Raw genomic sequence first — 25,898 nt, 5'->3', positions numbered from 1 at the left:
AAACGTGACGACCGATACCGAACCGCGGCGGTTGTGATCAGACTTGAGAAAACCCTGACCCCGTGGGGCTGGAGGTCGTCATGTTTCTGAAATTGCGCCAGGAGGACGAGGCCCTTGTTGAAGTGCTGGACCTGAAGCAACTGTTTGATCCCTTCGCGGCGCGGGTGCTGGGGCGCTTCCACGCCGGAGAGGAGATGCAGGAACCCGAGCCTTTCGGCAAAGCAGATCTGCAGTTTCCCTCCGGGGAAGGCCTGCCGCGCTGCTGGGTCGATCCCGACTATCGGAAGCTCTGAGTTCATGGAGCGACGCTGCATCAACAGCAGACAACCAGACCGGAAAACAGAGCAGGCCGGACAACAGCCATGCCGTGGAACCCTGACTGGGGCCCAATCGGGTAGCAAGTAACACCAGAATCCCAGGAAGTTGTTGCAAGTCTTCATCCACTTGCAACAACTCCATGGGCCTGGCCCGACACATTGAGCTCCTGCAGATTCAGCGATCCTTCTCCGGTCACACCCTGTTCTGCGAGCCACAAGCCAGCGATGAAACCCTGATCGCCGAGGTGGGCACCGATCGGATCGATGAACTCTTCTGCCACCGAAACCAGACGGATCAGCTGATGGTGCTGCGCGGCTCGATTGATCTGGTGGTGTTGCAACAGAAGCGTCTGCACCACATCACCCTGCGTGAGGACGAGCCCGCATGGGTACGCATTCCCCCTGGGGTGCCCCATGGCGCGATCAACCGCGGCCGCACTCCAGCCCTGGTGGTGAACGCGGTGCTGCGCCATGGGCCAAACGACCCCCGCGACTACCGCCCCCGGCGGGTACCGGAGGCCCTGCTCGATCAGTGGCGCTCCCTGGCGGCCTGAATGCTCGTCACCGCAGTGCCGAGCGGGGCGACTCTGCCTAGAGTCCCGCCCAGCCGCCTCTGCCGATTGGGTTCCGCCCCTGCCCCCTGCTCTCGATCAGCAGCACCACTGCCATCACTTCCGTCTGCCCGTGGAGCCGCTGCCATCAGGACGGCCTCGAGGGTGGTACGTGGCTCCCTGGCAGTGCTGCTCCCCCTGAGCCTCGTCAGTGGTGGGGCCCTGGCAGAAGCCGTCATCCCGACGCAACCGGCAGTGAGCGCGCCACCCGGTAGCGCTCTGCTCTCCAGCGCCACGGTGATTCATGTGTCCACAGGTCAGGATCTGCTGGTCAACGTGAAGGGACAGGAGCGACGGGTGCGGCTGGCCTGCATTCAGGCCCCACGCCCCCAGCAGCAACCCTTTGCACGTCAGGCACGCCAGCTGCTGCTCGACAGCCTGCCTGCCGGGACTGCCGTGACCCTGGAACTGCGCGCCCGAGATGTGTTTGCCCGGGAGGTGGCGGTGGTGCGACACCAGGGCCAGGACGTGGCAGCCCGCCAGCTGCAGCGTGGCGCTGTCTTCGTCTTCGACGGTTATCTCGGCCTCTGTGACGATCTCCCCTATGCCTCCCTGGAGGCCGAGGCACGCCGCCGCAAGCTTGGCGTCTGGTCGACGCCCGGAGGGATTGAACGCCCCTGGGACCTGATCCAACGGTTGGGCGACACCACCGCTGAACCTTGATCCAGCGCGAACACGCCCCATTGCTGCTGCACCCGCATGACTCCTGAACCTCGCGAACGTCCCGCCTGGATGAACTGGATGTTTCTCGTCATTTTCCTCTGGTCGTCCTGGCAACTGGCCGGCTACTGGATCGAGCGGCTGCACGGCTAGGTTCACATCCCGATTCAGGGATAACAATTGGGCACGAAGAATCGCTCATTGATCGGCGGCCGGTCAATCCATGGGGCCGACCGGCGGGGTGGCAAAGCAATCTTGGGTGGGGTCATGTCGGTATACGGCACTTTGCTCAGCAGGTGGTGAATGGTATTGAGGCGAGCCCGGCGTTTGTCATCCGCCTCCACCGTGAACCAGGGTGCCTCCGGGATGTTGGTGTGGGCGAACATGTCATCCTTGGCCTGCGAAAACTCGATCCATCGATCGCGAGCCTCCAGATCCATCGGTGAGAGTTTCCAGCGCCGGGTGGGGTCATCGATGCGCGCCTGAAACCGGGCCTCCTGTTCCTCGTCGCTCACGGAAAACCAGTACTTGAGCAACACGATGCCGGAACGTACGAGCATCCGTTCGAACTCCGGACACGACTGAGCGAACTCCTCCACTTCAGCCTCACTGCAGAACCCCATCACCCGCTCCACTCCGGCGCGGTTGTACCAGCTGCGATCGAAGATCACGATCTCACCGGCGGAGGGGAAATGCTCCACATAGCGCTGGAAATACCACTGGCTCTTCTGCTGATCCGAGGGGGTTCCCAGTGCAACCACACGGCAGCCGCGTGGATTGAGCGGTTCGGTGATGCGCTTGATCGTGCCACCTTTACCTGCCGCATCCCGGCCTTCGAACAACACGATCAGGCGAAAACCGCTGCTCTTGATCCAGTACTGCATCTTCACCAGCTCCTGCTGCAGGCGGGTGAGCTCCCGCTCATAGGCTTTACGATCGAACTTCGCCGTGGACTCGCCAACGCCCCTGAGCTCAGCCATGGGCAGCGAATCCACCGCCACGTCGGTGAGGTCATCAAGCTGGGCGGAGGGGTAATACCGATCGCTCAATGCTCCGAAGTGAAGACGCACGGCCGGAATCGCGTCGCCGGTCCTGCGACCGCGGGTGGTCTTGGAGGTTGGTCTCGATAGGCGCGGCTTCTGATCTGTGGCCGCCACTTGTCTGGCACCGTTCTCCAGGGCTCTGGCACTCCCCTTGCCCTTGCCACTCCCCTCGCCCTTGCCACTGCTCCTGGCTTTGCCCTCCACGTCAGACCTGGCCGGACTGGATTTGCCGCGTTTGACCATCGCTTCATCACCGGGAGGACACTCCTGATGGATAGCGCTGATCAACTCGGCCGGCGAGGCTGAGGCAGGAAGGCCCGCACGAAGCGAAGAACCGCCGCCACAAGCAGCAGCAGGCCCGCCACCGCCACCGCAAGCACCAGCGCGAGGGCGGCAAGCTGAAGCATTCCCAGCAGGAAACTCCCGAGGCCGTCGATCAGGTTGGCGATCGCCGTGCTGACCAGAAGGATCGTGTCAAAGCGACTGGGCAGCTGCAGCAGGCCCACCAGCAGACCGGCACCGAGCGCGCCCAGGGCCAGAGCGGCGAACACCTGGCGCCAGCGGGGCGGGCGACGACGCCTTCCCCTGAACACATTGCGCTGCTTGGGCCCACTGGTGCGGGGCAGATGGATGGCGGGTTGATCGCGGCTCATCCTTCAAGCCGATGACCGGCCCCTCGCATCCAGCGCTCGAATTCCATCAGCACCAGCTCGTTGGGGCAATCCACCAGGGACAGATCTCCCACCGTGCAGTCGCCCTGGCCGCCGTGGTGCAGGGAGAGATGGAACGTCCTGCCGCTCAGCCCGCAGACCTCAGGGTCGCTGCGCACCACCACATCGAGGCTGGCGCCGAGGCGGGTGACGCGGCGCCGCAGTTCCGACCAGGTGAGAGACATGGGATGGCTGCCGCCTACAACCACTCCAGTGTGACCAGCCACCGTTCAGGGGGGAGACGCAACCGGGGCCTCGTTGGCGGCGGCCGGCGCGGCCCGCTCATCGGGGGCGACAGGCTTCAAGGGAGCCGGTGGCGGCACCAGCCAGCCGAGGCCGGCGCTGACCGCCAGCACCACGACCCCTCCCAACGGCGCCGCCAGACGTCGACGCAAAGGGACCCGCTCCAGGAGCTCGCGGGTGCGCAACGGCTGGGGCTCCGGCACCTCCCAGCGCAGGGTGACGCGCCCATCGAGGCGCACCTGATCCAGCACCCGCACCAGATCCGCAAGCTCGGCGTCGTCGAGCACCACCTCCAGAGGGGGCGTATCGGGCTGACTGCTGCGCAGCTGCAGCCGGTGTCCACCACCGGACTTGCCCCGGATCTCCACCGGCAGGTCGGCACCACCCACGGGCCGGTCCACGCCGCTGATCAGTTGCCGCGCGTAGGGAAGCACCACCTGCATGAGCGCCATCAGGTGCTCCTTGCGTCCCTCCAGTTCGGGACGGCCGGTCCACTGCAGCGACCAGCCGGTGAGGATGCCGATCACCGCACCGCTGTGCCCCACCGACACATCGGGCAGGCCCTCCAGTTGCAAGCGGCAGCTGGTCTGGTCGTAGCGAAAGGTCTGCTTCAAGGGAACGGGGAACGGGCAGGGGGCGGAGGAAGGGAAGGCGGCCGGCGAAGCAACGTGAGGGTCAAAGCAGGCCGCTGATCAGGGGGCTCCTGATCTGGAAGCCACCGATCAGGGTGCCGCATCCCGCAGGCTGGCCCGCATCCGCTCGAAGCCGCCGGGACCGGCCCCCAAAGCCAGGGCCTGAATGAGGCGACGGCGCTGGTCGGCGCCGCCCTGCGGATCGAGCAGTTGCTGCACGCCACCACGGCGAGGGTTCATGCGCTCATTCAGCAGCTCGGCCAGCCGGGCTTCGAACAGGGCCCAGCGCTGGCGGGTCAGCGCCTCCGGTTCCGCCTGGGAGAGCAGGGCACGCAGCATCGGATAAAGCCGATCCGCCAGGGCGCAGAGGATGCGGATCAGGGCATCGGTCTCAGCCTCGACGAGCGAGCCGCGGCGGGTGGTGCGGCGCAGGGGGTTGTGGCAGCGGCGCTTCCACAGCTCCACCCGGTTGGGGAAGAGGCCGGAGAAGCCCAGCTGCTCGCTCATCCACACCATGGCTTCGCCGCCGTTGAGATCAAGGGCCTCAACGGCGAGCAGCATCAGGTCGAGCCGCTCGACGCCGCGCCTGGGCAGCGGCTCGCCCCCCACAGGCTGAGTCTCGGGGTGCTGCACGGGGAGGGTCTGGACCATGGCTGCGATGATGCCAGCGGCAGAGCCCTTCCGTCACGCCCGCTGGGGTTTCCGCCGCGCCGCTTCCGTCCGATTCACCCCTCCGTCAGCCCCGCCATGGTCGCCAGCCCATCCCCGCTCGATCTGCGGCAACTGGTGCGCGACATCCCTGACTTTCCCAAGCCGGGCATTCTGTTTCGCGATCTCACGCCCCTGATGCGGGATCCGGATGGCTGGCAGGAGGTGATCCGCCAGCTGGCGGTGCTGTGTGAGCGCCTCCAGCCGGATCTGATCGTGGGCATCGAATCACGGGGCTTCATCGTGGGCACGGCCCTGGCCACGGCCACCCGGCTGGGCTTCGTGCCGGTGCGCAAACCCGGCAAACTGCCTGGCGCCGTGACCGGTGTGGATTATGAGCTCGAGTACGGCAGCGACCGGCTCGAGATCCACAGCGATGCCCTGGCCGCCGGCGAACGGGTGCTGATCGTCGACGATCTGCTGGCCACCGGCGGCACGGCCTCAGCCTGTGCCGAGCTGGTGCAGGCGGCCGGCGGTGAGCTGTGCGGCTTCGGCTTCGTGGCCGAACTGGCGGCTCTCAAAGGCCGTCGCCGCCTGCCGGAGCAGCACCCGATCGAATCGCTGATCATCTACGCCTGAACCATCTCAGGTGTGGCTGTTCTGCCAGCGCAGCACCTGATCGAACTGATCGAGGCTGATCAGCCCGAAGCGCCACAGCACCACCGGTAAGGGCGCCTGCTCGAGCCGGGCCTGGCGCAATCCCAGCGCCAGGGCGCTCTCGCTCAGGCCCAGCTGCAGCCGCAGATACTGCACCAGGGCCGAGGGCGGGGTGGGTTGGGGCGTGGTGCTGATCACCATGGCGTCATGGTGTCAGGTGCGGCTGGGAAGGCAAGTCCCGTTGGTCATCTGCGACAGCACCAGCCGCCGCAGCGGCGCGAACCTCTGCAGCAGCAGCACGGCCAGGCGGCGCGGCGGCAGCAGCAGGGGCAGGCGGGTGGAATAGAGCCGCACCAGCAGATCGGTCACGAGCAGGGTGGCAAGCAGATCGGGCCAGCGGCGGCGTGCGTAGGCGGCGGGCAGCCGGCGGGGCCGCAGCCGGCCCGAGGCGACGCGAAGGGCCAGCCGGTGCAGCACCGCCACGTCGCGCCAGCAGAGGTTGAGGCCCTGGCCGCCCACCGGATGGCAGCGGTGGGCGCTCTCCCCCACCAGCACCAGCGAACCGCTGTGCAGGCGATGGGCCAGCAGCCGCTCCACCGGGAAGGCCCGCGGGGTGTCAAGCAGAGCGTCGGGCTGGAAGCGATCCGGCAGGGTGCCGGCCAGGGCATCGAGAAAGGCCGGGCCACCGAGCTGCTCCAACTGGCGGCAGCGGGCCACCGGCGCGCTCCAGACCACCTGCACCTGCTGGCCGCCGAGGGGCAGCAACGCGAAGGGACCTTCGGGGCGGAACAGCTCCCAGGCCTGGTCGGGGGCGCTGCCACGCAGCTGCACCTGGGCGGTGAGGCAGGCCTGCCGGTAGACACGCCGCCAGACACCGATGCCGCGGGCGGTGCGCAGGGGCGAGGCCGGCCCATCGGCAGCCACCAGCAGATCGCAGGCGCCAACCGCGGCATCGTCCGGGCGGCTGCCCTGCTCGAGCTGCAGGGTCACGGCGGGATGGGCCTGCAATCGCTCCAGCAGCACCGCCAGGAGGGGGCCATGCTCTGCGATCCAGCCCACGGCGGCAGCGCCTCCTGCCGGCACTGGATCCACCGGAGCGAGATCCGCGGCCACGAACCCAACGCCAAAGTCACCGCCTGGATCGAGCGCCAGATCACGCAGCTGCAGGTCCCGGAAGGGAGTCAACAGCGGCTCGAGCGCCTGCCACAGCCCCAGCCGCTGCAGCAGGCGCCGGCTGGAGTGGGTGAAGGCATAGGCGCGGCTGCGTTGCTGCAGCCGCTCGGCATCGAGGGGATCCACGAGGCGAACAGCCCAGCCGGCATCAGCCAGGGCAAGGGCCGCCAGGGCGCCGGTGGGGCCGGCTCCGTGAACCCGCGCCTGCAGCGGCAGGGTCATCCGATCGGGTGGCAACAACAAAAAACCGCAGCGGTTTTCCGCTGCGGTGGGGAGATTAAAGCGAGCGGCTGGCTCAGCCGATGCCGAGCAGACCGCGGGTGAAGGCTTCGCCGCCGAGGGCGATTTCCGTGGCGATCAGGGCGATGAAGCCGAGCATGGCCATGCGGCCGTTCAGCTTCTCGGCGCGCTCATGGAAGCCCCAGCCGCTCTCGGCGCTCACCACTTCCATGCGGGGCTCGCTGGCGAAGGCATTGAGGCGACCACCGTCTTCGGTGGTCACGGTGGCGCCGCGGATGACGGCGGCGGCAGCGGCGGGGGTGGTAGCGGTGGCTTGAGCCATGGAGACCTCGTTACGGGGTGTTACGAAGACTGTAACGCAATGTTTCGTTTCTGTCAGCAAACCCGCCTTGATGGGCAGCTGGCTCAGGCCAGGCCCGCCTCAGCGCAGCCGCCGCAGGCAGAGCTCCTCAAACGCCGGCCGCAGCAGGTAGGGGTACTCGCCCACCCACAGCTTCGGCTGCGGCAGCCAGGCATCGCTGATCGCGCCGATGCGGGCGAAATCCTTGCGTTCACTCAGCACCAGGGCGCGCACCACCATGCCCCGCCGGATCGCCTGGTGCTTCTTCTCCATCGGAAAGCGCACCTGGCCCAGGTAGCCCTCCTCATCTTCGAGCTCGAGGCAGAGCCAGGTGCGCTTGTTCTCCACCAGTTCCAGCCGCCCCTGCTTGCCCGCCTGCTCGCGCCGCTCCTCCACCACCTCACGGGTGTAGAGATCGCCCACCTCACCCTCGAACAGGGCCGCCACCGGATAACGGCGCAGGGTGGCGTTGCGGCGCCCCGCCTCGAGGATCGGACCCCAGAGCATGTAAAGCAGGAACACAAAGCCCACCACCAGCCACACCGGCCCGAAACGGCTGGAGAACAGGCTCTGGGCCACCAGCAGGGAGATCACCCCGCCGATCAGCGAGATCAGCAGCCGCTGCAGCACTTTGCGCGGATTGCCGCTGGAGGCCGCGAACTGGGGACCGGTGGCCACCGCCGGAATCAGCCGCGATAGTTCACCCGGTTTCAGGGGCAGCAGCATCAGAGCAGCCGCTCCAGGCCGTAGACCAGGCCCCCCAGCTTGCGCACCTGCCGCACGGTGAGCAGCACCCCGGGCATGTAGGCCGAGCGGTCGATCGTGTCGTGGCGCAGGGTGTAGGTCTCGCCGGGGGCGCCGAACATCACCTCCTGATGGGCCACCAGGCCCGGCAGGCGGATCGAATGCAGCCGCAGCCCGCTCTCCCGCAGACCACCGCGGCAGCCCGCCAGGCTTTCGTGCTCCTCCACCTGGGCCGGATTGAAGGCCTTGCCCAGATCCTCCATCAGTTCGGCGGTCTTGATGCAGGTGCCGCTGGGAGCATCGGCCTTGCGGTTGTGGTGCAGCTCGGTGAGCTCGGCGAAGTCGTAGAAGCGGGCGGCGGCGGCGGCGGCCTGCTGCAGCAGCACCATGCCCACCGAGAAGTTGGGGATCACCGCTCCCCCCACCGACGCCTTCTCACTGAAGCTGGCCAGATCCGCCAGCTGCTGCGGGCTCAGCCCCGTGGTGCCGATCACCGGATGCACCCCGTAGGCGATCGCGGCGCGGGTGTGCTCGTACACCACCGACGGATGGGTGAAATCCACCAGCACGGCACCGCCGCCGGGGCCGGCGTTGCGCACGCTCTGGCTCACCTGGCAGAGGGTGCCCTCGAGATCGGCGGTGATCGCCAGCTCCAGCTCCTCCAGCCCCAGCTCAAGCCCGACGTCGACACCTTCCTTGCCGGGGGTGGTGTCGATCGCGCCGACCAGGGCGCAGTCCGGTGCCGCCAGCACGGCCCGCACCACCTCGGCGCCCATGCGGCCCAGGGCACCGGCCACCACCACCGGGATCGGAGCAGCGGCGGGGGTGGCGGAAGGCATGGCTGGGGGAACGGGAGCGCTCGTCATGGCGATCGGCGGAACCAGGCGAGCCTATGCGGGCTTCCGAACCGGCCATTACGCCGGCAAGGGCCGATCCGCAAGCCCTGTAACGCCTTGAAAGAAGGGCTCGCGAGAGTGCACGGCCCTTCGTAGGCTCCTTCACATTGCTCAATCCGCCCGCATGTTCACGCAGGTCCGCTCCGCCAACCGCCGGGTCAGCCCTGCCAGCCGTGAGGGCCGCGCCGTGATGAAGGCGGTGTATGTGGTGCTGGAGCCCCAGTACCAGAACGCCCTCACCACCGCTGCCAACAGCCTCAACGACCAGAACGGTCCCCTGGCGATCGAACTGAGCGGCTACCTGATCGAAGAACTGCGCGATCCGCAGAACTACGCCGATTTCTGCGCCGATGTGGCCGATGCGGATGTGCTCATCGCCTCGCTGATCTTCATCGAAGACCTGGCCCAGAAGGTGGTGGAGGCGGTGGCGCCCCACCGCGACCGGCTCAAGGCCGCCGTGGTGTTCCCCTCCATGCCGGAGGTGATGCGTCTCAACAAGCTGGGCACCTTCTCGATGGCCCAGCTGGGCCAGAGCAAGAGCGCCATCGCCAGCTTCATGAAGAAGCGGAAGGAGGCCAACAGCGCCGGCTTCCAGGACGCGATGTTGAAGCTGCTCAACACCCTGCCCACGGTTCTCAAGTACCTGCCGGTGGAGAAGGCGCAGGATGCCCGCTCCTTCATGCTCAGCTTCCAGTACTGGCTGGGCGGCACGCCAGACAACCTGCGCAACTTCCTGTTGATGCTGGCCGATAAGTACGTCTTCCCCCGCAGCGGCCATGACCGGCCGGAGCTGCAGGTGGCCGAGCCCGTGGTGTTCCCCGACCTGGGCATCTGGCATCCCCTGGCTCCGGGGATGTTTGAAGATCTGAAGGAATACCTCAACTGGAACACCAGCCGATCCGACCTCTCCGACCAGGCCCGCCAGGGCCCGGTGATCGGCCTGGTGCTGCAGCGCAGCCACATCGTGACCGGCGATGAGGCCCACTACGTGGCCGTGATCCAGGAACTGGAATACCGCGGCGCCACCGTGATCCCGGTGTTCTGTGGCGGGCTCGATTTCACCAAACCGGTGAATGCCTTCTTCTACGACCCGCTCAACCCCGACCAACCGCTGGTGGATGGGGTGGTGAGCCTCACCGGCTTCGCCCTGGTCGGTGGCCCCGCCCGGCAGGATCACCCCAGGGCGATCGAGGTGCTCAAGACCCTCAACCGCCCCTACATGGTGGCGCTGCCGCTGGTGTTCCAGACCACCCAGGAATGGGAGGAGAGCGACCTGGGGCTGCACCCGGTGCAGGTGGCCCTGCAGATCGCCATCCCCGAGCTGGATGGGGCGATCGAGCCGATCGTGCTGAGCGGCCGCGACGATGCCACCGGCAAGGCCCACACCCTGCAGGACCGGGTCGAGGCGATTGCCGAGCGGGCGATCCGCTGGGCGTCGCTGCGGATCAAGCCCCGCAGCGACAAGAAGCTGGCAATCACCGTGTTCAGCTTCCCTCCCGATAAGGGCAATGTGGGCACCGCCGCCTACCTGGATGTGTTCGGCTCGATCCACCGGGTGCTGGAGGAGATGAAGCGCAAGGGCTACGACGTGCAGGGCGTGCCCCACACCCCCAAGGCACTGATGGAGGCGGTGATCAACGATCCCGAGGCCCTGCAGGGGGCACCGGAACTGGCGATCGCCCACCGCATGAGCGTGGAGGAATACGAGCGGCTCACCCCCTATTCCCAGAGGCTGGAGGAGAACTGGGGCAAGCCCCCCGGCAACCTCAATTCCGACGGCACCAACCTGCTGATCTACGGCCGCCACTTCGGAAATGTGTTCGTGGGGGTGCAGCCCACCTTCGGCTACGAGGGCGACCCGATGCGGCTGCTCTATTCCCGCAGCGCCAGTCCGCATCACGGCTTCGCGGCCTATTACACCTATCTGGAGAAGGTGTGGGGCGCCGATGCGGTGCTGCACTTCGGCACCCACGGCTCGCTGGAGTTCATGCCCGGCAAGCAGATGGGCATGAGCGAGATGTGCTATCCGGATTCCCTGATCGGCGCCCTGCCGAATCTGTACTACTACGCCGCCAATAACCCGTCCGAAGCCACGATCGCCAAGCGACGCGGCTATGCCGCCACGATCAGCTACCTCACCCCCCCGGCCGAAAATGCCGGTCTCTACAAGGGGCTGAAGGAGCTGGGCGAGCTGGTGGGCTCCTACCAGCAGTTGCGCGAAAGCTCCAGAGGTGTGCAGATCGTCAACGCGATCGTGGAAACGGCGCGCCAGTGCAATCTTGATAAGGATGTGACCCTGCCGGAGGGGGAAGCCGCCGAGCTGAATCTGGATGGCCGCGATGCCGTGGTGGGGGCGGTGTACCGCCAGCTGATGGAGATCGAGAGCCGGCTGCTGCCCTGCGGCCTGCACACGATCGGTAAGCCCCCCACCGCCGAAGAAGCGATCGCCACCCTGGTGAACATCGCCGCCCTGGAGCGGGAAGAGGAGGGCATCCGCTCCCTGCCGGCCCTGCTGGCCCAGAGCCTGGGGCGCACGATCGAAGCGGTGTATCGCGGCAACGATGAGGGGGTACTGGCCGATGTGGAGCTCAACCGCCGTATTACCGAAACCAGCCGCCTGGCAGTGGGGGCGATGGTGCGGGAGGTGACGGGCCGCGATGGCCGGGTGACGCTGCGGCGCAACTTCGGCTGGCTGGTGAGCCTGCTGGAGCGGATCGGCTTCAAGCTGCCCAGCCCCTGGCTGCGGGCCTGCTGCGCTGCGGGCTTTGTGAGCGTGGATGCGGGCGAACTCGACAAACTGTTCGCCTACCTGCGCTTCTGCCTCGAGCAGATCTGCGCCGATATGGAAATGGAGAGCCTGCTCAAGGCCCTCGATGGCGAATACGTGATTCCAGGGCCGGGCGGCGATCCAATCCGCAACCCGGGGGTGCTGCCCAGCGGCAAGAACATCCACGCCCTCGATCCCCAGGCGATCCCCACCCGCGCCGCCATCGCCGCCGCCAAGGTGGTGGTGGATCGGCTGATCGAGCGCCAGAAGGCTGAGCAAGGCGCCTGGCCCGAAACCATCGCCTGCGTGCTCTGGGGCACGGACAACATCAAGACCTACGGTGAATCCCTGGCCCAGATCCTCTGGTTCATCGGTGTGCGGCCGGTGCCCGATTCCCTGGGCCGCGTCAACAAGCTGGAGCTGATTCCGCTTGCAGAGCTGGGCCGTCCGCGGATCGATGTGGTGGTGAACTGCAGCGGTGTGTTCCGCGATCTGTTCATCAACCAGATGGGCCTGATCGATCAGGGGGTCAAGATGGCCGCCGAAGCGGACGAACCGCTGGAGAGCAACTTCGTGCGCAAGCACGCCCAGGAGCAGGCGGCCGCCAATGGCATCAGCCTGCGCGATGCCGCCACCCGCGTGTTCTCCAATGCCAGCGGCAGCTACTCGTCGAATGTGAACCTGGCGGTGGAGAACAGCACCTGGGAGGAGGAAGGGGAGCTGCAGGAGATGTATCTGAGCCGCAAGACCTTCGCCTTCAATGCCGACAATCCCGGCGAGATGAACCAGAAGCGGGAGGTGTTCGAATCAGCGATGAAAACCGCTGACGTGACCTTCCAGAACCTCGATTCCGCTGAAATCTCGCTCACCGATGTGAGCCACTACTTCGATTCCGATCCCACCAAGCTGATCCAGGGCCTGCGCGACGATGGCAAGGCACCGGCGAGCTACATCGCCGATACCACCACCGCCAACGCCCAGGTGCGCTCTTTGAGTGAAACGATCCGCCTCGATTCCCGCACCAAGCTGCTCAACCCCAAGTGGTATGAAGGCATGCTCAATTCCGGTTATGAGGGCGTGCGAGAGGTGGCCAAACGGCTTAACTTCACGCTTGGCTGGAGCGCCACCAGCGGCTCGGTGGATAATTTCGTCTATGAGGAAGCCAACGACACCTTCATCAACGATCCCGAGATGCGCAAGCGGCTGATGGACCTCAACCCCCACAGCTTCCGCCGCATCGTGGGCACCCTGCTGGAGGTGAATGGCCGCGGCTACTGGGAAACCAGCGATGAGAACATCGCCCAGCTGCAGGAGATCTACCAGGAGATCGAAGATCGGATTGAAGGCGTTACGCCCCAAGGCTGAACCTTCAGAAGCCAAACCGCAAAACTCAGGCTGAAGACCTAATTGAGCAGATAACCCACACCACGGATGGTCTGAATGAGCGGCTCCAGATCGGGCCGCTCAATTTTTTTACGCAAATAGCGGATATACACTTCCAGGATATTGGCATCACCAAAGAAGTTCTCCCCCCACACCGCCTCCAGGATGCGTTGCCGCTCCTGCACTTGGCCGGCGTGGCGCAGCAGAAACAGCAGCAGGTCGTATTCCTTCACCGAGAGTTTGATCGCTGTTCCGGCCCTCTGCACCTCACGGGTTTCGGTATTTAAGATCAGATCCTTGTGGCAGAGCAGATCGCCTGCGGCATCCACATGGCCCATGCTGGAGCGACGCTGCCAGACACGCAGTCGGGCCAGCAGTTCTTCGATGGCGTAAGGGCGGCTGATCACGTCGTCGGCACCAGCATCCAGAAGGGCGACGCGATCCTGATAATGGTTGGAATCGCAGAGCGCCAGCAGAGGCGTTGTGCAACCGGATTCGCGCAGCCGGGAGCTGAGCTGTGCCACATTCACGTCTGACATGGAGGCATCCATGACGGCCGCAAGGAAGGGGAGCTGCTGAAACTCAGCAGCCGCCATGGCAGACGTGGTGCAGAGAGCCACACGGTACCCAACACCGCGAAACGTTTTTGCCAGGAGCTGGGCTTCGTTGCCCTTGGCCAACAACAAGAGGTGGCCATGCTCCACGGAAGCCAATGGCAAAAGGGACACGGCCAGAGCAGAAGCCCATCAAGAGATCAGTGGACAGTCATAGGACGAATCAACGAGCAAGGGAAGCAACGGTTCAACAGGAAAAACCGCCCCAGATCAAAGGAAAGGGGCGGCACAGGTCCTGGTGTTGGCAGGTCAGACCTTAGCCGATCGCGCTGGGGTCGTCGTAGACAGGGTGGATGCTGCCATCATCAAAACTCGTGGAATGGCTGAGCGGATCATCCTGAGGAAGATCCTGCGTATCGGTGCCATCGTCGGCAGCAGCATCAAAGGAGCTGGCATCCAAAGCGGCAGAAGAGCCATCATCGAAACCAGGATCGAGGTTGGTACCGAAAGCAGGATCTGTATGGATGATGTCGTGTTGATAATCCGCCAAGTGCTCATCCGTTACTGGTTGCTCAGCGACCAACTGATCAACCAAAGCAGAAATATCCTGAACTTCAGCCTGAACAACTGAAGTGTCGGGGATCACAGCATCACTACCACCAAAGGGATCGATACCGACATGATCCATTGTCAGCAACTCCGGATTAGCCAAGGCGTCGTCAATCAAGGAAGCAAACGAAATATCATGAACAACATCAACGCCTTGATCGACACTATCGACAAGTGGCAGAGATTCGCTCAGGCTGATCGCAGCAACCTGGTCAATCGGATCAGACGGGTCAACTGGCAAAGAAGCAGCTTCTGCAACAAAGGCATCACCTGGCTGCTGAGCAACAGCTCCATCAACTGGATCTACTGGAAGCGCTGGATTCAAAGGATCCAACACGACGTCAGTGGACACCTCGGCCGAATCATTGAGTGTCGCAAACGAAACATCCTGAACAAGTCCAGTAGTGCCATCGGCATACTCGAGAGATGTGCTGCCATGGACAAGCACATCGCCTTCGGCAGTTGTATAGGAAACCCCGTCGCTACTGAGACGAATAGAAGTAATATTTACCTCCGCGAGGCTGCGGAATTCACCCACATCGGTTTTACCATCAGAATTAGCATCTTGCCAGAGACCAAACTTGCCAAACTCAGCATCGCTTGAGTCAAAGACACCATCTTGGTTCGTATCAAACGCAAGCCTTAGTCCCTCTAGATCTGTTGTAGCATCTGGATGGTATTGGGCAAAAGAGATTTCAGAACCGTCATTGATGATTCCATCAGTATTTTTGTCGTAGGCCAACAGAGCATCCTCTGGGCCGACCCAGGCGGATAGCTCCGGTGTCCCGTCACCGTTGTAATCGAAGACAACGGGGCTGGCCTGTAGCGAAAGATAGCTCAAGCTGCCATCCTGGTTAGCATCAACAGCGAGCGGAACTACTGAGGGATTCCATGTCAACGTAAAGCTTCCACCGATCGAGTCGCCGTCGCGATCTGTCAAAGTGAGGTCAAAGCTCTTGGAAACGGGCAAACCAGTATCGACAGTGACAATCGAGATGCCGCCAACAGAAAACTGCGCATCATCATTTGCGTTGGCAATCTCTAGACGGTCATAACCATTAACGGTATAAACAACCGCCCTATATTCCTCTGTCACATTCTGAAGGCGCACTCCATTGGCGCCATCAAACGTATACGTTATGCCATTCACGGTGCCACTTCCCGTGCCGGTTGACACGAGAGTAGTTCCATTGTAAACTTCTACCTTTGTGATTGCAACCTTGACATCATTAGCATAGTTTGTATCATCATTGGCATCGTAAGCTGTTAAGGTAAAACCAGTAGACCCTGGATTGCCAGGGATTTGAGTAACTTTGAAGCCAAAACCGTTAACTGTCGTATGCGAGATAATCGGAGTAGCACCGACTGTAGTAAAGCTACCGAAGTCAATACGGAGGGTTTCGGAGTTATCAATATTATTATTAGCAACAGCAATGTCGTTAGCATTTGTATTCACTGAGGCCTCAACACCATTCACGGACCCAGTCAAAAGGAGTTCTACAGGCTTGGTTGTATCACCATCGCCTACCACCCAGGCAGAGAGATTACCGGCCTTGATACCACTAAGATCCGAGAAGCTCGTACTAGCCCCATTGTCGATCTTGGCAAACATCGCCACACTATAAATATCGCTAGCCAAAACAGTGCTATTGTCTGGAGCCAGTGTAATCGTGAACACCTTGCCGCTTACAGCATCCGTACCCGTTGCACCAGTCAGAGTCTTGCCATCAGACGAGAGATAATACTTAATCGATTGTCCTCCTGAGGTGAGGCCACTTGCTTGGCCAGACGTGATCCCTGAGAAGCTGATACTGCCGGCACCATCGGCTCCATAGTTGTTGTCAATGTTCCCATCGGCATCTAGTTTACCCGTAGTGGTGCTGCCGATCGCGTTGATTAATGTCGAGGAGGTGGGAGCGATCAGCGTGGGACCATCATCCTTGAACACTAGGTTCAAACCGATATTCAACGAAGCGGTGGAGGAATCACCGTCTTTATCGGTGATCGTGGCGTTGAGCGAGACGAGGGAATCGGCCGAGAGTGACTTGGAATCGTCGGGGTTGCTGGCGTTGGGATGAACGACGGCACGGATCTGATCCAGTGTGACCACACCCGTGGTCGAGTCGACCGCGACAGTGAAGACCTGATTGCCTGACGCGACAGTCTCTTGAGTGGTGGCGGTCGAGCCGACGACCTGTCCACCAATCAGATACAGATTCACCGCAGCATTGGTAGCGGTATCAACCAGCCCCGAAGCACCACCTGCAGTGGTCAGGGCGTAGGCGATGCTGCCAGCACCATCAGCTCCGTAGACGGAGGTGAAGGCAGAAGCGAAGGAAGTCGATGCATTGGTCGACAGGCTGGTTTCATCAACGGTGAGGACGGGCTCGCTGGTGGTAAGGGCCGTGATGCTAGGCACATCATCCGTAACTTGGATGTCTAACGAAGCCGTTCTGAAGTCACCATCCGTGTCACTCACGGTCACCATCAGACTTTCGACAATACTGTTTTCACCCGCGCCCGGCGAATGAGTCAGTGTATTATCATCAAGGGTATAACTGTAGTTAAACGTACCTCCAACTAGTTCACCGGTGGTGGCATCCGTATCAGCACTGAAACCCGTAATCGTCAGCGTGCCGTAAGCAGCTGTCGTCACCTCTGTGCCGTCACCGACATAAACACCATTGGCAACTAACGCCGTCGTTCCAATGGTCACATCATCAGCGCCATCGACTGCAGTAAAAGAGAAAGATCCAGTCTTCGTCAACGCACCGAGATTCGGCGTTGTACCATCAGGGAGATCGTCCTCGTCAACGATTACTTCAGCGCCGTTTCCATCAAGGCCTGTGATCGTGACGAAATGGTCAACCAGTGCTATTGAGCTCGTATCTAAATCCTCATAGTTACCACCAGTCGCTCCAGTGATCGCGACTTGATCAGCAGTCGGAACACTAAAAGTATTACTAGTTCCACTGGTTTGGCCAGCCAATATTGTGATTACTTGCCCATTGTCTAGCTGCAGAATCAAATCCGTCTCCGGCGCATTGTCCACCGTTGCAGTAATACTAGCCTCATTAGTATCTTCATTAATCAATGCATTACTCAATGTGACCGTCGTGATATCATTATCGTCGAGGATTATCGTGCTCACCTCCGTCTGATCCGCCACCAGATTCTCAAACGCTCCCAGACCACCTGCATTCGCTTCCACCACCGAGGCGATGCTGTTGCTGATGCTGTCCGCTTCCCGATAGACATCATCACGATTCACCGCAACCGGCGACGAGTCACCACTGCTCGTATTCGCAGCAATCGTGATCGTCTCGTTATTCGCCAGCGTCACCGTGATATCGTTCGCCGTCGTCACCGCAACGCCGTTGGCGTCCACAAGGCTCGCCGTGTAGACAATCGAGCCGGCATCTTCTCCCGTGCTCGGCGTTGCCGTCAGCTTCACCGTCACCGCATCGCTGTCATCGGTGATCGTCGTGCTCACCTCCGTCTGATCCGCCACCAGATTCTCAAACGCTCCCAGACCACCTGCATTCGCTTCCACCACCGAGGCGATGCTGTTGCTGATGCTGTCCGCTTCCCGATAGACATCATCACGATTCACCGCAACCGGCGACGAGTCACCACTGCTCGAATTCGCAGCAATCGTGATCGTCTCGTTATTCGCCAGCGTCACCGTGATCTCGTTCGCCGTCGTCACCGCATTGCCGTTGGCGTCCACAAGGCTCGCCGTGTAGACAATCGAGCCAGCCTCTTCTCCCGTGCTCGGCGTTGCCGTCAGCTTCACCGTCACCGCATCGCTGTCATCGGTGATCGTCGTGCTCACCTCCGTCTGATCCGCCACCAGATTCTCAAACGCTCCCAGACCACCTGCATTCGCTTCCACCACCGAGGCGATGCTGTTGCTGATGCTGTCCGCTTCCCGATAGACATCATCACGATTCACCGCAACCGGCGACGAGTCACCACTGCTCGAATTCGCAGCAATCGTGATCGTCTCGTTATTCGCCAGCGTCACCGTGATATCGTTCGCCGTCGTCACCGCAACGCCGTTGGCGTCCACAAGGCTCGCCGTGTAGACAATCGAGCCGGCATCTTCTCCCGTGCTCGGCGTTGCCGTCAGCTTCACCGTCACCGCATCGCTGTCATCGGTGATCGTCGTGCTCACCTCCGTCTGATCCGCCACCAGATTCTCAAACGCTCCCAGACCACCTGCATTCGCTTCCACCACCGAGGCGATGCTGTTGCTGATGCTGTCCGCTTCCCGATAGACATCATCACGATTCACCGCAACCGGCGACGAGTCACCACTGCTCGAATTCGCAGCAATCGTGATCGTCTCGTTATTCGCCAGCGTCACCGTGATATCGTTCGCCGTCGTCACCGCAACGCCGTTGGCGTCCACAAGGCTCGCCGTGTAGACAATCGAGCCGGCATCTTCTCCCGTGCTCGGCGTTGCCGTCAGCTTCACCGTCACCGCATCGATCGTGTCTTCCACAACGACCTGCGCCGTCGCTGTCGTATCCAGCGATTCGTATTCCGCTCCGCCCGTATAGCTGCTGATGCTGACCGTATTGGTCTCGCCATCCACATACGGATCATCGCCCTGCACCACAAACTCGCTGGATGTCGCGGTCGTCTCCCCGACTGCAAACGTGATCGTCGCGCCATTATCCAGCGTCAACACCAGCGGCTCATCCGTCGGCGCATTGTCGATCGTCGCACTGATCGTCGCCGTTCCACTTCCCTCATCCACCGTCACATCACCCAGGCTCACCGCCGTGATGTCGGTCGTGTCTTCCACAACGACCTGCGCCGTCGCTGTCGTATCCAGCGATTCGTATTCCGCTCCGCCCGTATAGCTGCTGATGCTGACCGTATTGGTCTCGCCATCCACATACGGATCATCGCCCTGCACCACAAACTCGCTGGATGTCGCGGTCGTCTCCCCGACTGCAAACGTGATCGTCGCGCCATTATCCAGCGTCAACACCAGCGGCTCATCCGTCGGCGCATTGTCGATCGTCGCACTGATCGTCGCCGTTCCACTTCCCTCATCCACCGTCACATCACCCAGGCTCACCGCCGTGATGTCGGTCGTGTCTTCCACAACGACCTGCGCCGTCGCTGTCGTATCCAGCGATTCGTATTCCGCTCCGCCCGTATAGCTGCTGATGCTGACCGTATTGGTCTCGCCATCCACATACGGATCATCGCCCTGCACCACAAACTCGCTGGATGTCGCGGTCGTCTCCCCGACTGCAAACGTGATCGTCGCGCCATTATCCAGCGTCAACACCAGCGGCTCATCCGTCGGCGCATTGTCGATCGTCGCACTGATCGTCGCCGTTCCACTTCCCTCATCCACCGTCACATCACCCAGGCTCACCGCCGTGATGTCGGTCGTGTCTTCCACAACGACCTGCGCCGTCGCTGTCGTATCCAGCGATTCGTATTCCGCTCCGCCCGTATAGCTGCTAATGCTGACCGTATTGGTCTCGCCATCCTTATACGGATCATCGCCCTGCACCACAAACTCGCTGGATGTCGCGGTCGTCTCCCCGACTGCAAACGTGATCGTCGCGCCATTATCCAGCGTCAACACCAGCGGCTCATCCGTCGGCGCATTGTCGATCGTCGCACTGATCGTCGCCGTTCCACTTCCCTCATCCACCGTCACATCACCCAGGCTCACCGCCGTGATGTCGGTCGTGTCTTCCACAACGACCTGCGCCGTCGCTGTCGTATCCAGCGATTCGTATTCCGCTCCGCCCGTATAGCTGCTGATGCTGACCGTATTGGTCTCGCCATCCACATACGGATCATCGCCCTGCACCACAAACTCGCTGGATGTCGCGGTCGTCTCCCCGACTGCAAACGTGATCGTCGCGCCATTATCCAGCGTCAACACCAGCGGCTCATCCGTCGGCGCATTGTCGATCGTCGCACTGATCGTCGCCGTTCCACTTCCCTCATCCACCGTCACATCACCCAGGCTCACCGCCGTGATGTCGGTCGTGTCTTCCACAACGACCTGCGCCGTCGCTGTCGTATCCAGCGATTCGTATTCCGCTCCGCCCGTATAGCTGCTGATGCTGACCGTATTGGTCTCGCCATCCACATACGGATCATCGCCCTGCACCACAAACTCGCTGGATGTCGCGGTCGTCTCCCCGACTGCAAACGTGATCGTCGCGCCATTATCCAGCGTCAACACCAGCGGCTCATCCGTCGGCGCATTGTCGATCGTCGCACTGATCGTCGCCGTTCCACTTCCCTCATCCACCGTCACATCACCCAGGCTCACCGCCGTGATGTCGGTCGTGTCTTCCACAACGACCTGCGCCGTCGCTGTCGTATCCAGCGATTCGTATTCCGCTCCGCCCGTATAGCTGCTGATGCTGACCGTATTGGTCTCGCCATCCTTATACGGATCATCGCCCTGCACCACAAACTCGCTGGATGTCGCTGTCGTCTCCCCGACTGCAAACGTGATCGTCGCGCCATTATCCAGCGTCAACACCAGCGGCTCATCCGTCGGCGCATTGTCGATCGTCGCACTGATCGTCGCCGTTCCACTTCCCTCATCCACCGTCACATCACCCAGGCTCACCGCCGTGATGTCGGTCGTGTCTTCCACAACGACCTGCGCCGTCGCTGTCGTATCCAGCGATTCGTATTCCGCTCCGCCCGTATAGCTGCTGATGCTGACCGTATTGGTCTCGCCATCCACATACGGATCATCGCCCTGCACCACAAACTCGCTGGATGTCGCGGTCGTCTCCCCGACTGCAAACGTGATCGTCGCGCCATTATCCAGCGTCAACACCAGCGGCTCATCCGTCGGCGCATTGTCGATCGTCGCACTGATCGTCGCCGTTCCACTTCCCTCATCCACCGTCACATCACCCAGGCTCACCGCCGTGATGTCGGTCGTGTCTTCCACAACGACCTGCGCCGTCGCTGTCGTATCCAGCGATTCGTATTCCGCTCCGCCCGTATAGCTGCTGATGCTGACCGTATTGGTCTCGCCATCCACATACGGATCATCGCCCTGCACCACAAACTCGCTGGATGTCGCGGTCGTCTCCCCGACTGCAAACGTGATCGTCGCGCCATTATCCAGCGTCAACACCAGCGGCTCATCCGTCGGCGCATTGTCGATCGTCGCACTGATCGTCGCCGTTCCACTTCCCTCATCCACCGTCACATCACCCAGGCTCACCGCCGTGATGTCGGTCGTGTCTTCCACAACGACCTGCGCCGTCGCTGTCGTATCCAGCGATTCGTATTCCGCTCCGCCCGTATAGCTGCTGATGCTGACCGTATTGGTCTCGCCATCCTTATACGGATCATCGCCCTGCACCACAAACTCGCTGGATGTCGCGGTCGTCTCCCCGACTGCAAACGTGATCGTCGCGCCATTATCCAGCGTCAACACCAGCGGCTCATCCGTCGGCGCATTGTCGATCGTCGCACTGATCGTCGCCGTTCCACTTCCCTCATCCACCGTCACATCACCCAGGCTCACCGCCGTGATGTCGGTCGTGTCTTCCACAACGACCTGCGCCGTCGCTGTCGTATCCAGCGATTCGTATTCCGCTCCGCCCGTATAGCTGCTGATGCTGACCGTATTGGTCTCGCCATCCACATACGGATCATCGCCCTGCACCACAAACTCGCTGGATGTCGCGGTCGTCTCCCCGACTGCAAACGTGATCGTCGCGCCATTATCCAGCGTCAACACCAGCGGCTCATCCGTCGGCGCATTGTCGATCGTCGCACTGATCGTCGCCGTTCCACTTCCCTCATCCACCGTCACATCACCCAGGCTCACCGCCGTGATGTCGGTCGTGTCTTCCACAACGACCTGCGCCGTCGCTGTCGTATCCAGCGATTCGTATTCCGCTCCGCCCGTATAGCTGCTGATGCTGACCGTATTGGTCTCGCCATCCTTATACGGATCATCGCCCTGCACCACAAACTCGCTGGATGTCGCGGTCGTCTCCCCGACTGCAAACGTGATCGTCGCGCCATTATCCAGCGTCAACACCAGCGGCTCATCCGTCGGCGCATTGTCGATCGTCGCACTGATCGTCGCCGTTCCACTTCCCTCATCCACCGTCACATCACCCAGGCTCACCGCCGTGATGTCGGTCGTGTCTTCCACAACGACCTGCGCCGTCGCTGTCGTATCCAGCGATTCGTATTCCGCTCCGCCCGTATAGCTGCTGATGCTGACCGTATTGGTCTCGCCATCCACATACGGATCATCGCCCTGCACCACAAACTCGCTGGATGTCGCGGTCGTCTCCCCGACTGCAAACGTGATCGTCGCGCCATTATCCAGCGTCAACACCAGCGGCTCATCCGTCGGCGCATTGTCGATCGTCGCACTGATCGTCGCCGTTCCACTTCCCTCATCCACCGTCACATCACCCAGGCTCACCGCCGTGATGTCGGTCGTGTCTTCCACAACGACCTGCGCCGTCGCTGTCGTATCCAGCGATTCGTATTCCGCTCCGCCCGTATAGCTGCTGATGCTGACCGTATTGGTCTCGCCATCCTTATACGGATCATCGCCCTGCACCACAAACTCGCTGGATGTCGCGGTCGTCTCCCCGACTGCAAACGTGATCGTCGCGCCATTATCCAGCGTCAACACCAGCGGCTCATCCGTCGGCGCATTGTCGATCGTCGCACTGATCGTCGCCGTTCCACTTCCCTCATCCACCGTCACATCACCCAGGCTCACCGCCGTGATGTCGGTCGTGTCTTCCACAACGACCTGCGCCGTCGCTGTCGTATCCAGCGATTCGTATTCCGCTCCGCCCGTATAGCTGCTGATGCTGACCGTATTGGTCTCGCCATCCTTATACGGATCATCGCCCTGCACCACAAACTCGCTGGATGTCGCGGTCGTCTCCCCGACTGCAAACGTGATCGTCGCGCCATTATCCAGCGTCAACACCAGCGGCTCATCCGTCGGCGCATTGTCGATCGTCGCACTGATCGTCGCCGTTCCACTTCCCTCATCCACCGTCACATCACCCAGGCTCACCGCCGTGATGTCGGTCGTGTCTTCCACAACGACCTGCGCCGTCGCTGTCGTATCCAGCGATTCGTATTCCGCTCCGCCCGTATAGCTGCTGATGCTGACCGTATTGGTCTCGCCATCCACATACGGATCATCGCCCTGCACCACAAACTCGCTGGATGTCGCGGTCGTCTCCCCGACTGCAAACGTGATCGTCGCGCCATTATCCAGCGTCAACACCAGCGGCTCATCCGTCGGCGCATTGTCGATCGTCGCACTGATCGTCGCCGTTCCACTTCCCTCATCCACCGTCACATCACCCAGGCTCACCGCCGTGATGTCGGTCGTGTCTTCCACAACGACCTGCGCCGTCGCTGTCGTATCCAGCGATTCGTATTCCGCTCCGCCCGTATAGCTGCTGATGCTGACCGTATTGGTCTCGCCATCCTTATACGGATCATCGCCCTGCACCACAAACTCGCTGGATGTCGCGGTCGTCTCCCCGACTGCAAACGTGATCGTCGCGCCATTATCCAGCGTCAACACCAGCGGCTCATCCGTCGGCGCATTGTCGATCGTCGCACTGATCGTCGCCGTTCCACTTCCCTCATCCACCGTCACATCACCCAGGCTCACCGCCGTGATGTCGGTCGTGTCTTCCACAACGACCTGCGCCGTCGCTGTCGTATCCAGCGATTCGTATTCCGCTCCGCCCGTATAGCTGCTGATGCTGACCGTATTGGTCTCGCCATCCACATACGGATCATCGCCCTGCACCACAAACTCGCTGGATGTCGCTGTCGTCTCCCCGACTGCAAACGTGATCGTCGCGCCATTATCCAGCGTCAACACCAGCGGCTCATCCGTCGGCGCATTGTCGATCGTCGCACTGATCGTCGCCGTTCCACTTCCCTCATCCACCGTCACATCACCCAGGCTCACCGCCGTGATGTCGGTCGTGTCTTCCACAACGACCTGCGCCGTCGCTGTCGTATCCAGCGATTCGTATTCCGCTCCGCCCGTATAGCTGCTGATGCTGACCGTATTGGTCTCGCCATCCACATACGGATCATCGCCCTGCACCACAAACTCGCTGGATGTCGCGGTCGTCTCCCCGACTGCAAACGTGATCGTCGCGCCATTATCCAGCGTCAACACCAGCGGCTCATCCGTCGGCGCATTGTCGATCGTCGCACTGATCGTCGCCGTTCCACTTCCCTCATCCACCGTCACATCACCCAGGCTCACCGCCGTGATGTCGGTCGTGTCTTCCACAACGACCTGCGCCGTCGCTGTCGTATCCAGCGATTCGTATTCCGCTCCGCCCGTATAGCTGCTGATGCTGACCGTATTGGTCTCGCCATCCTATACGGATCATCGCCCTGCACCACAAACTCGCTGGATGTCGCGGTCGTCTCCCCGACTGCAAACGTGATCGTCGCGCCATTATCCAGCGTCAACACCAGCGGCTCATCCGTCGGCGCATTGTCGATCGTCGCACTGATCGTCGCCGTTCCACTTCCCTCATCCACCGTCACATCACCCAGGCTCACCGCCGTGATGTCGGTCGTGTCTTCCACAACGACCTGCGCCGTCGCTGTCGTATCCAGCGATTCGTATTCCGCTCCGCCCGTATAGCTGCTGATGCTGACCGTATTGGTCTCGCCATCCACATACGGATCATCGCCCTGCACCACAAACTCGCTGGATGTCGCGGTCGTCTCCCCGACTGCAAACGTGATCGTCGCGCCATTATCCAGCGTCAACACCAGCGGCTCATCCGTCGGCGCATTGTCGATCGTCGCACTGATCGTCGCCGTTCCACTTCCCTCATCCACCGTCACATCACCCAGGCTCACCGCCGTGATGTCGGTCGTGTCTTCCACAACGACCTGCGCCGTCGCTGTCGTATCCAGCGATTCGTATTCCGCTCCGCCCGTATAGCTGCTGATGCTGACCGTATTGGTCTCGCCATCCTTATACGGATCATCGCCCTGCACCACAAACTCGCTGGATGTCGCGGTCGTCTCCCCGACTGCAAACGTGATCGTCGCGCCATTATCCAGCGTCAACACCAGCGGCTCATCCGTCGGCGCATTGTCGATCGTCGCACTGATCGTCGCCGTTCCACTTCCCTCATCCACCGTCACATCACCCAGGCTCACCGCCGTGATGTCGGTCGTGTCTTCCACAACGACCTGCGCCGTCGCTGTCGTATCCAGCGATTCGTATTCCGCTCCGCCCGTATAGCTGCTGATGCTGACCGTATTGGTCTCGCCATCCACATACGGATCATCGCCCTGCACCACAAACTCGCTGGATGTCGCGGTCGTCTCCCCGACTGCAAACGTGATCGTCGCGCCATTATCCAGCGTCAACACCAGCGGCTCATCCGTCGGCGCATTGTCGATCGTCGCACTGATCGTCGCCGTTCCACTTCCCTCATCCACCGTCACATCACCCAGGCTCACCGCCGTGATGTCGGTCGTGTCTTCCACAACGACCTGCGCCGTCGCTGTCGTATCCAGCGATTCGTATTCCGCTCCGCCCGTATAGCTGCTGATGCTGACCGTATTGGTCTCGCCATCCACTATACGGATCATCGCCCTGCACCACAAACTCGCT

General features: G+C 61.9%; 18 protein-coding genes. 5 read left to right on the top strand and 13 right to left on the bottom strand.

What is annotated here, in order from left to right:
- Positions 1 to 80 precede the first annotated feature (80 nt).
- The 3 genes from H8F26_RS14270 to H8F26_RS14260 all read left to right on the top strand — a co-directional run bounded on the left by H8F26_RS14270 (position 81) and on the right by H8F26_RS14260 (position 1,591).
- Complete coding sequence (locus H8F26_RS14270) at positions 81 to 293, top strand: acetyltransferase (protein ID WP_197154981.1); 213 nt, start codon at positions 81 to 83, stop codon at positions 291 to 293.
- A 164-nt stretch (positions 294 to 457) separates the two neighbouring features.
- Positions 458 to 871 carry a cupin domain-containing protein gene (locus tag H8F26_RS14265; protein ID WP_197154980.1) on the top strand — a complete coding sequence of 138 codons (414 nt, stop codon included), beginning with the start codon at positions 458 to 460 and terminating at the stop codon, positions 869 to 871.
- A gap of 162 nt (positions 872 to 1,033) precedes the next feature.
- A complete protein-coding gene (locus H8F26_RS14260) occupies positions 1,034 to 1,591 on the top strand; it encodes a thermonuclease family protein (protein WP_231605230.1) in 558 nt (185 codons plus the stop codon).
- A 164-nt stretch (positions 1,592 to 1,755) separates the two neighbouring features.
- Here the strand turns inward: H8F26_RS14260 and ppk2 are convergent, their stop codons facing one another.
- From ppk2 to H8F26_RS14235, 5 genes are all read right to left on the bottom strand, one after another.
- A complete protein-coding gene (gene ppk2, locus H8F26_RS14255; RefSeq protein WP_197159229.1) occupies positions 1,756 to 2,568 on the bottom strand; it encodes a polyphosphate kinase 2 in 813 nt (270 codons plus the stop codon).
- Between the two features lie 347 nt (positions 2,569 to 2,915).
- Positions 2,916 to 3,284 carry a hypothetical protein gene (locus tag H8F26_RS14250; RefSeq protein WP_231597850.1) on the bottom strand — a complete coding sequence of 123 codons (369 nt, stop codon included), beginning with the start codon at positions 3,282 to 3,284 and terminating at the stop codon, positions 2,916 to 2,918.
- Positions 3,281 to 3,526, bottom strand: coding sequence for a hypothetical protein (locus H8F26_RS14245; protein WP_197154977.1), 246 nt, complete (start codon positions 3,524 to 3,526; stop codon positions 3,281 to 3,283). Before H8F26_RS14245 ends, H8F26_RS14250 begins: the two co-directional genes overlap by 4 nt.
- Positions 3,527 to 3,571: 45 nt before the next feature.
- Positions 3,572 to 4,198: a DUF4335 domain-containing protein gene (locus tag H8F26_RS14240; RefSeq protein ID WP_197154976.1), complete on the bottom strand. Its 627-nt coding sequence runs from the start codon at positions 4,196 to 4,198 to the stop codon at positions 3,572 to 3,574.
- 108 nt (positions 4,199 to 4,306) lie between these two features.
- Positions 4,307 to 4,867, bottom strand: a complete 561-nt coding sequence (locus H8F26_RS14235; RefSeq protein ID WP_197154968.1) for a DUF3038 domain-containing protein — start codon at positions 4,865 to 4,867, stop codon at positions 4,307 to 4,309.
- Positions 4,868 to 4,963: 96 nt separating this feature from the next.
- On the opposite strand from H8F26_RS14235, the gene H8F26_RS14230 reads away from it, so the two are divergent.
- The gene (locus H8F26_RS14230; protein WP_197154967.1) at positions 4,964 to 5,503 is read left to right on the top strand and encodes an adenine phosphoribosyltransferase; all 540 of its coding nucleotides are present in this window, start codon (positions 4,964 to 4,966) and stop codon (positions 5,501 to 5,503) included.
- A 6-nt stretch (positions 5,504 to 5,509) separates the two neighbouring features.
- Here the strand turns inward: H8F26_RS14230 and H8F26_RS14225 are convergent, their stop codons facing one another.
- From H8F26_RS14225 to dapB, 5 genes are all read right to left on the bottom strand, one after another.
- On the bottom strand, positions 5,510 to 5,722 hold the full coding sequence (locus tag H8F26_RS14225; RefSeq protein ID WP_197154965.1) for a DUF2949 domain-containing protein: 213 nt from the start codon (positions 5,720 to 5,722) through the stop codon (positions 5,510 to 5,512).
- 12 nt (positions 5,723 to 5,734) lie between these two features.
- Positions 5,735 to 6,934 (bottom strand): FAD-dependent monooxygenase, encoded by a 1,200-nt coding sequence (locus tag H8F26_RS14220; RefSeq protein ID WP_370594626.1) that lies wholly within the window; start codon positions 6,932 to 6,934, stop codon positions 5,735 to 5,737.
- A 55-nt stretch (positions 6,935 to 6,989) separates the two neighbouring features.
- The gene (locus H8F26_RS14215; protein WP_197154963.1) at positions 6,990 to 7,256 is read right to left on the bottom strand and encodes a high light inducible protein; all 267 of its coding nucleotides are present in this window, start codon (positions 7,254 to 7,256) and stop codon (positions 6,990 to 6,992) included.
- A gap of 99 nt (positions 7,257 to 7,355) precedes the next feature.
- Positions 7,356 to 8,000: a hypothetical protein gene (locus H8F26_RS14210; protein WP_197154962.1), complete on the bottom strand. Its 645-nt coding sequence runs from the start codon at positions 7,998 to 8,000 to the stop codon at positions 7,356 to 7,358.
- Positions 8,000 to 8,884, bottom strand: coding sequence for a 4-hydroxy-tetrahydrodipicolinate reductase (dapB, locus tag H8F26_RS14205; RefSeq protein WP_231597849.1), 885 nt, complete (start codon positions 8,882 to 8,884; stop codon positions 8,000 to 8,002). The genes H8F26_RS14210 and dapB overlap by 1 nt, the downstream gene beginning before the upstream one ends.
- Positions 8,885 to 9,038: 154 nt before the next feature.
- Between dapB and H8F26_RS14200 the strand changes: the two genes are divergently transcribed.
- The gene (locus tag H8F26_RS14200; RefSeq protein ID WP_197154960.1) at positions 9,039 to 13,046 is read left to right on the top strand and encodes a magnesium chelatase subunit H; all 4,008 of its coding nucleotides are present in this window, start codon (positions 9,039 to 9,041) and stop codon (positions 13,044 to 13,046) included.
- Positions 13,047 to 13,084: 38 nt separating this feature from the next.
- Here the strand turns inward: H8F26_RS14200 and H8F26_RS14195 are convergent, their stop codons facing one another.
- The 3 genes from H8F26_RS14195 to H8F26_RS20250 form a co-directional block, all read right to left on the bottom strand.
- Entirely contained in the window at positions 13,085 to 13,744 is a 660-nt protein-coding gene (locus H8F26_RS14195; protein ID WP_197154958.1) for a response regulator transcription factor, read from the bottom strand.
- A 190-nt stretch (positions 13,745 to 13,934) separates the two neighbouring features.
- Positions 13,935 to 24,548, bottom strand: coding sequence for an immunoglobulin-like domain-containing protein (locus H8F26_RS14190; RefSeq protein WP_197154956.1), 10,614 nt, complete (start codon positions 24,546 to 24,548; stop codon positions 13,935 to 13,937).
- Positions 24,518 to 25,864, bottom strand: a complete 1,347-nt coding sequence (locus H8F26_RS20250; protein WP_370594625.1) for an immunoglobulin-like domain-containing protein — start codon at positions 25,862 to 25,864, stop codon at positions 24,518 to 24,520. The genes H8F26_RS14190 and H8F26_RS20250 overlap by 31 nt, the downstream gene beginning before the upstream one ends.
- Between the last annotated feature and the right edge of the window lie 34 nt (positions 25,865 to 25,898).

Origin of the sequence: Synechococcus sp. CBW1006 (assembly GCF_015840525.1) — a bacterium.
GTDB lineage: Bacteria > Cyanobacteriota > Cyanobacteriia > PCC-6307 > Cyanobiaceae > CBW1002.
The sequence above is the reverse complement of the archived record's forward strand: the minus strand, read 5'-3'. Positions and strand labels throughout refer to the sequence as shown.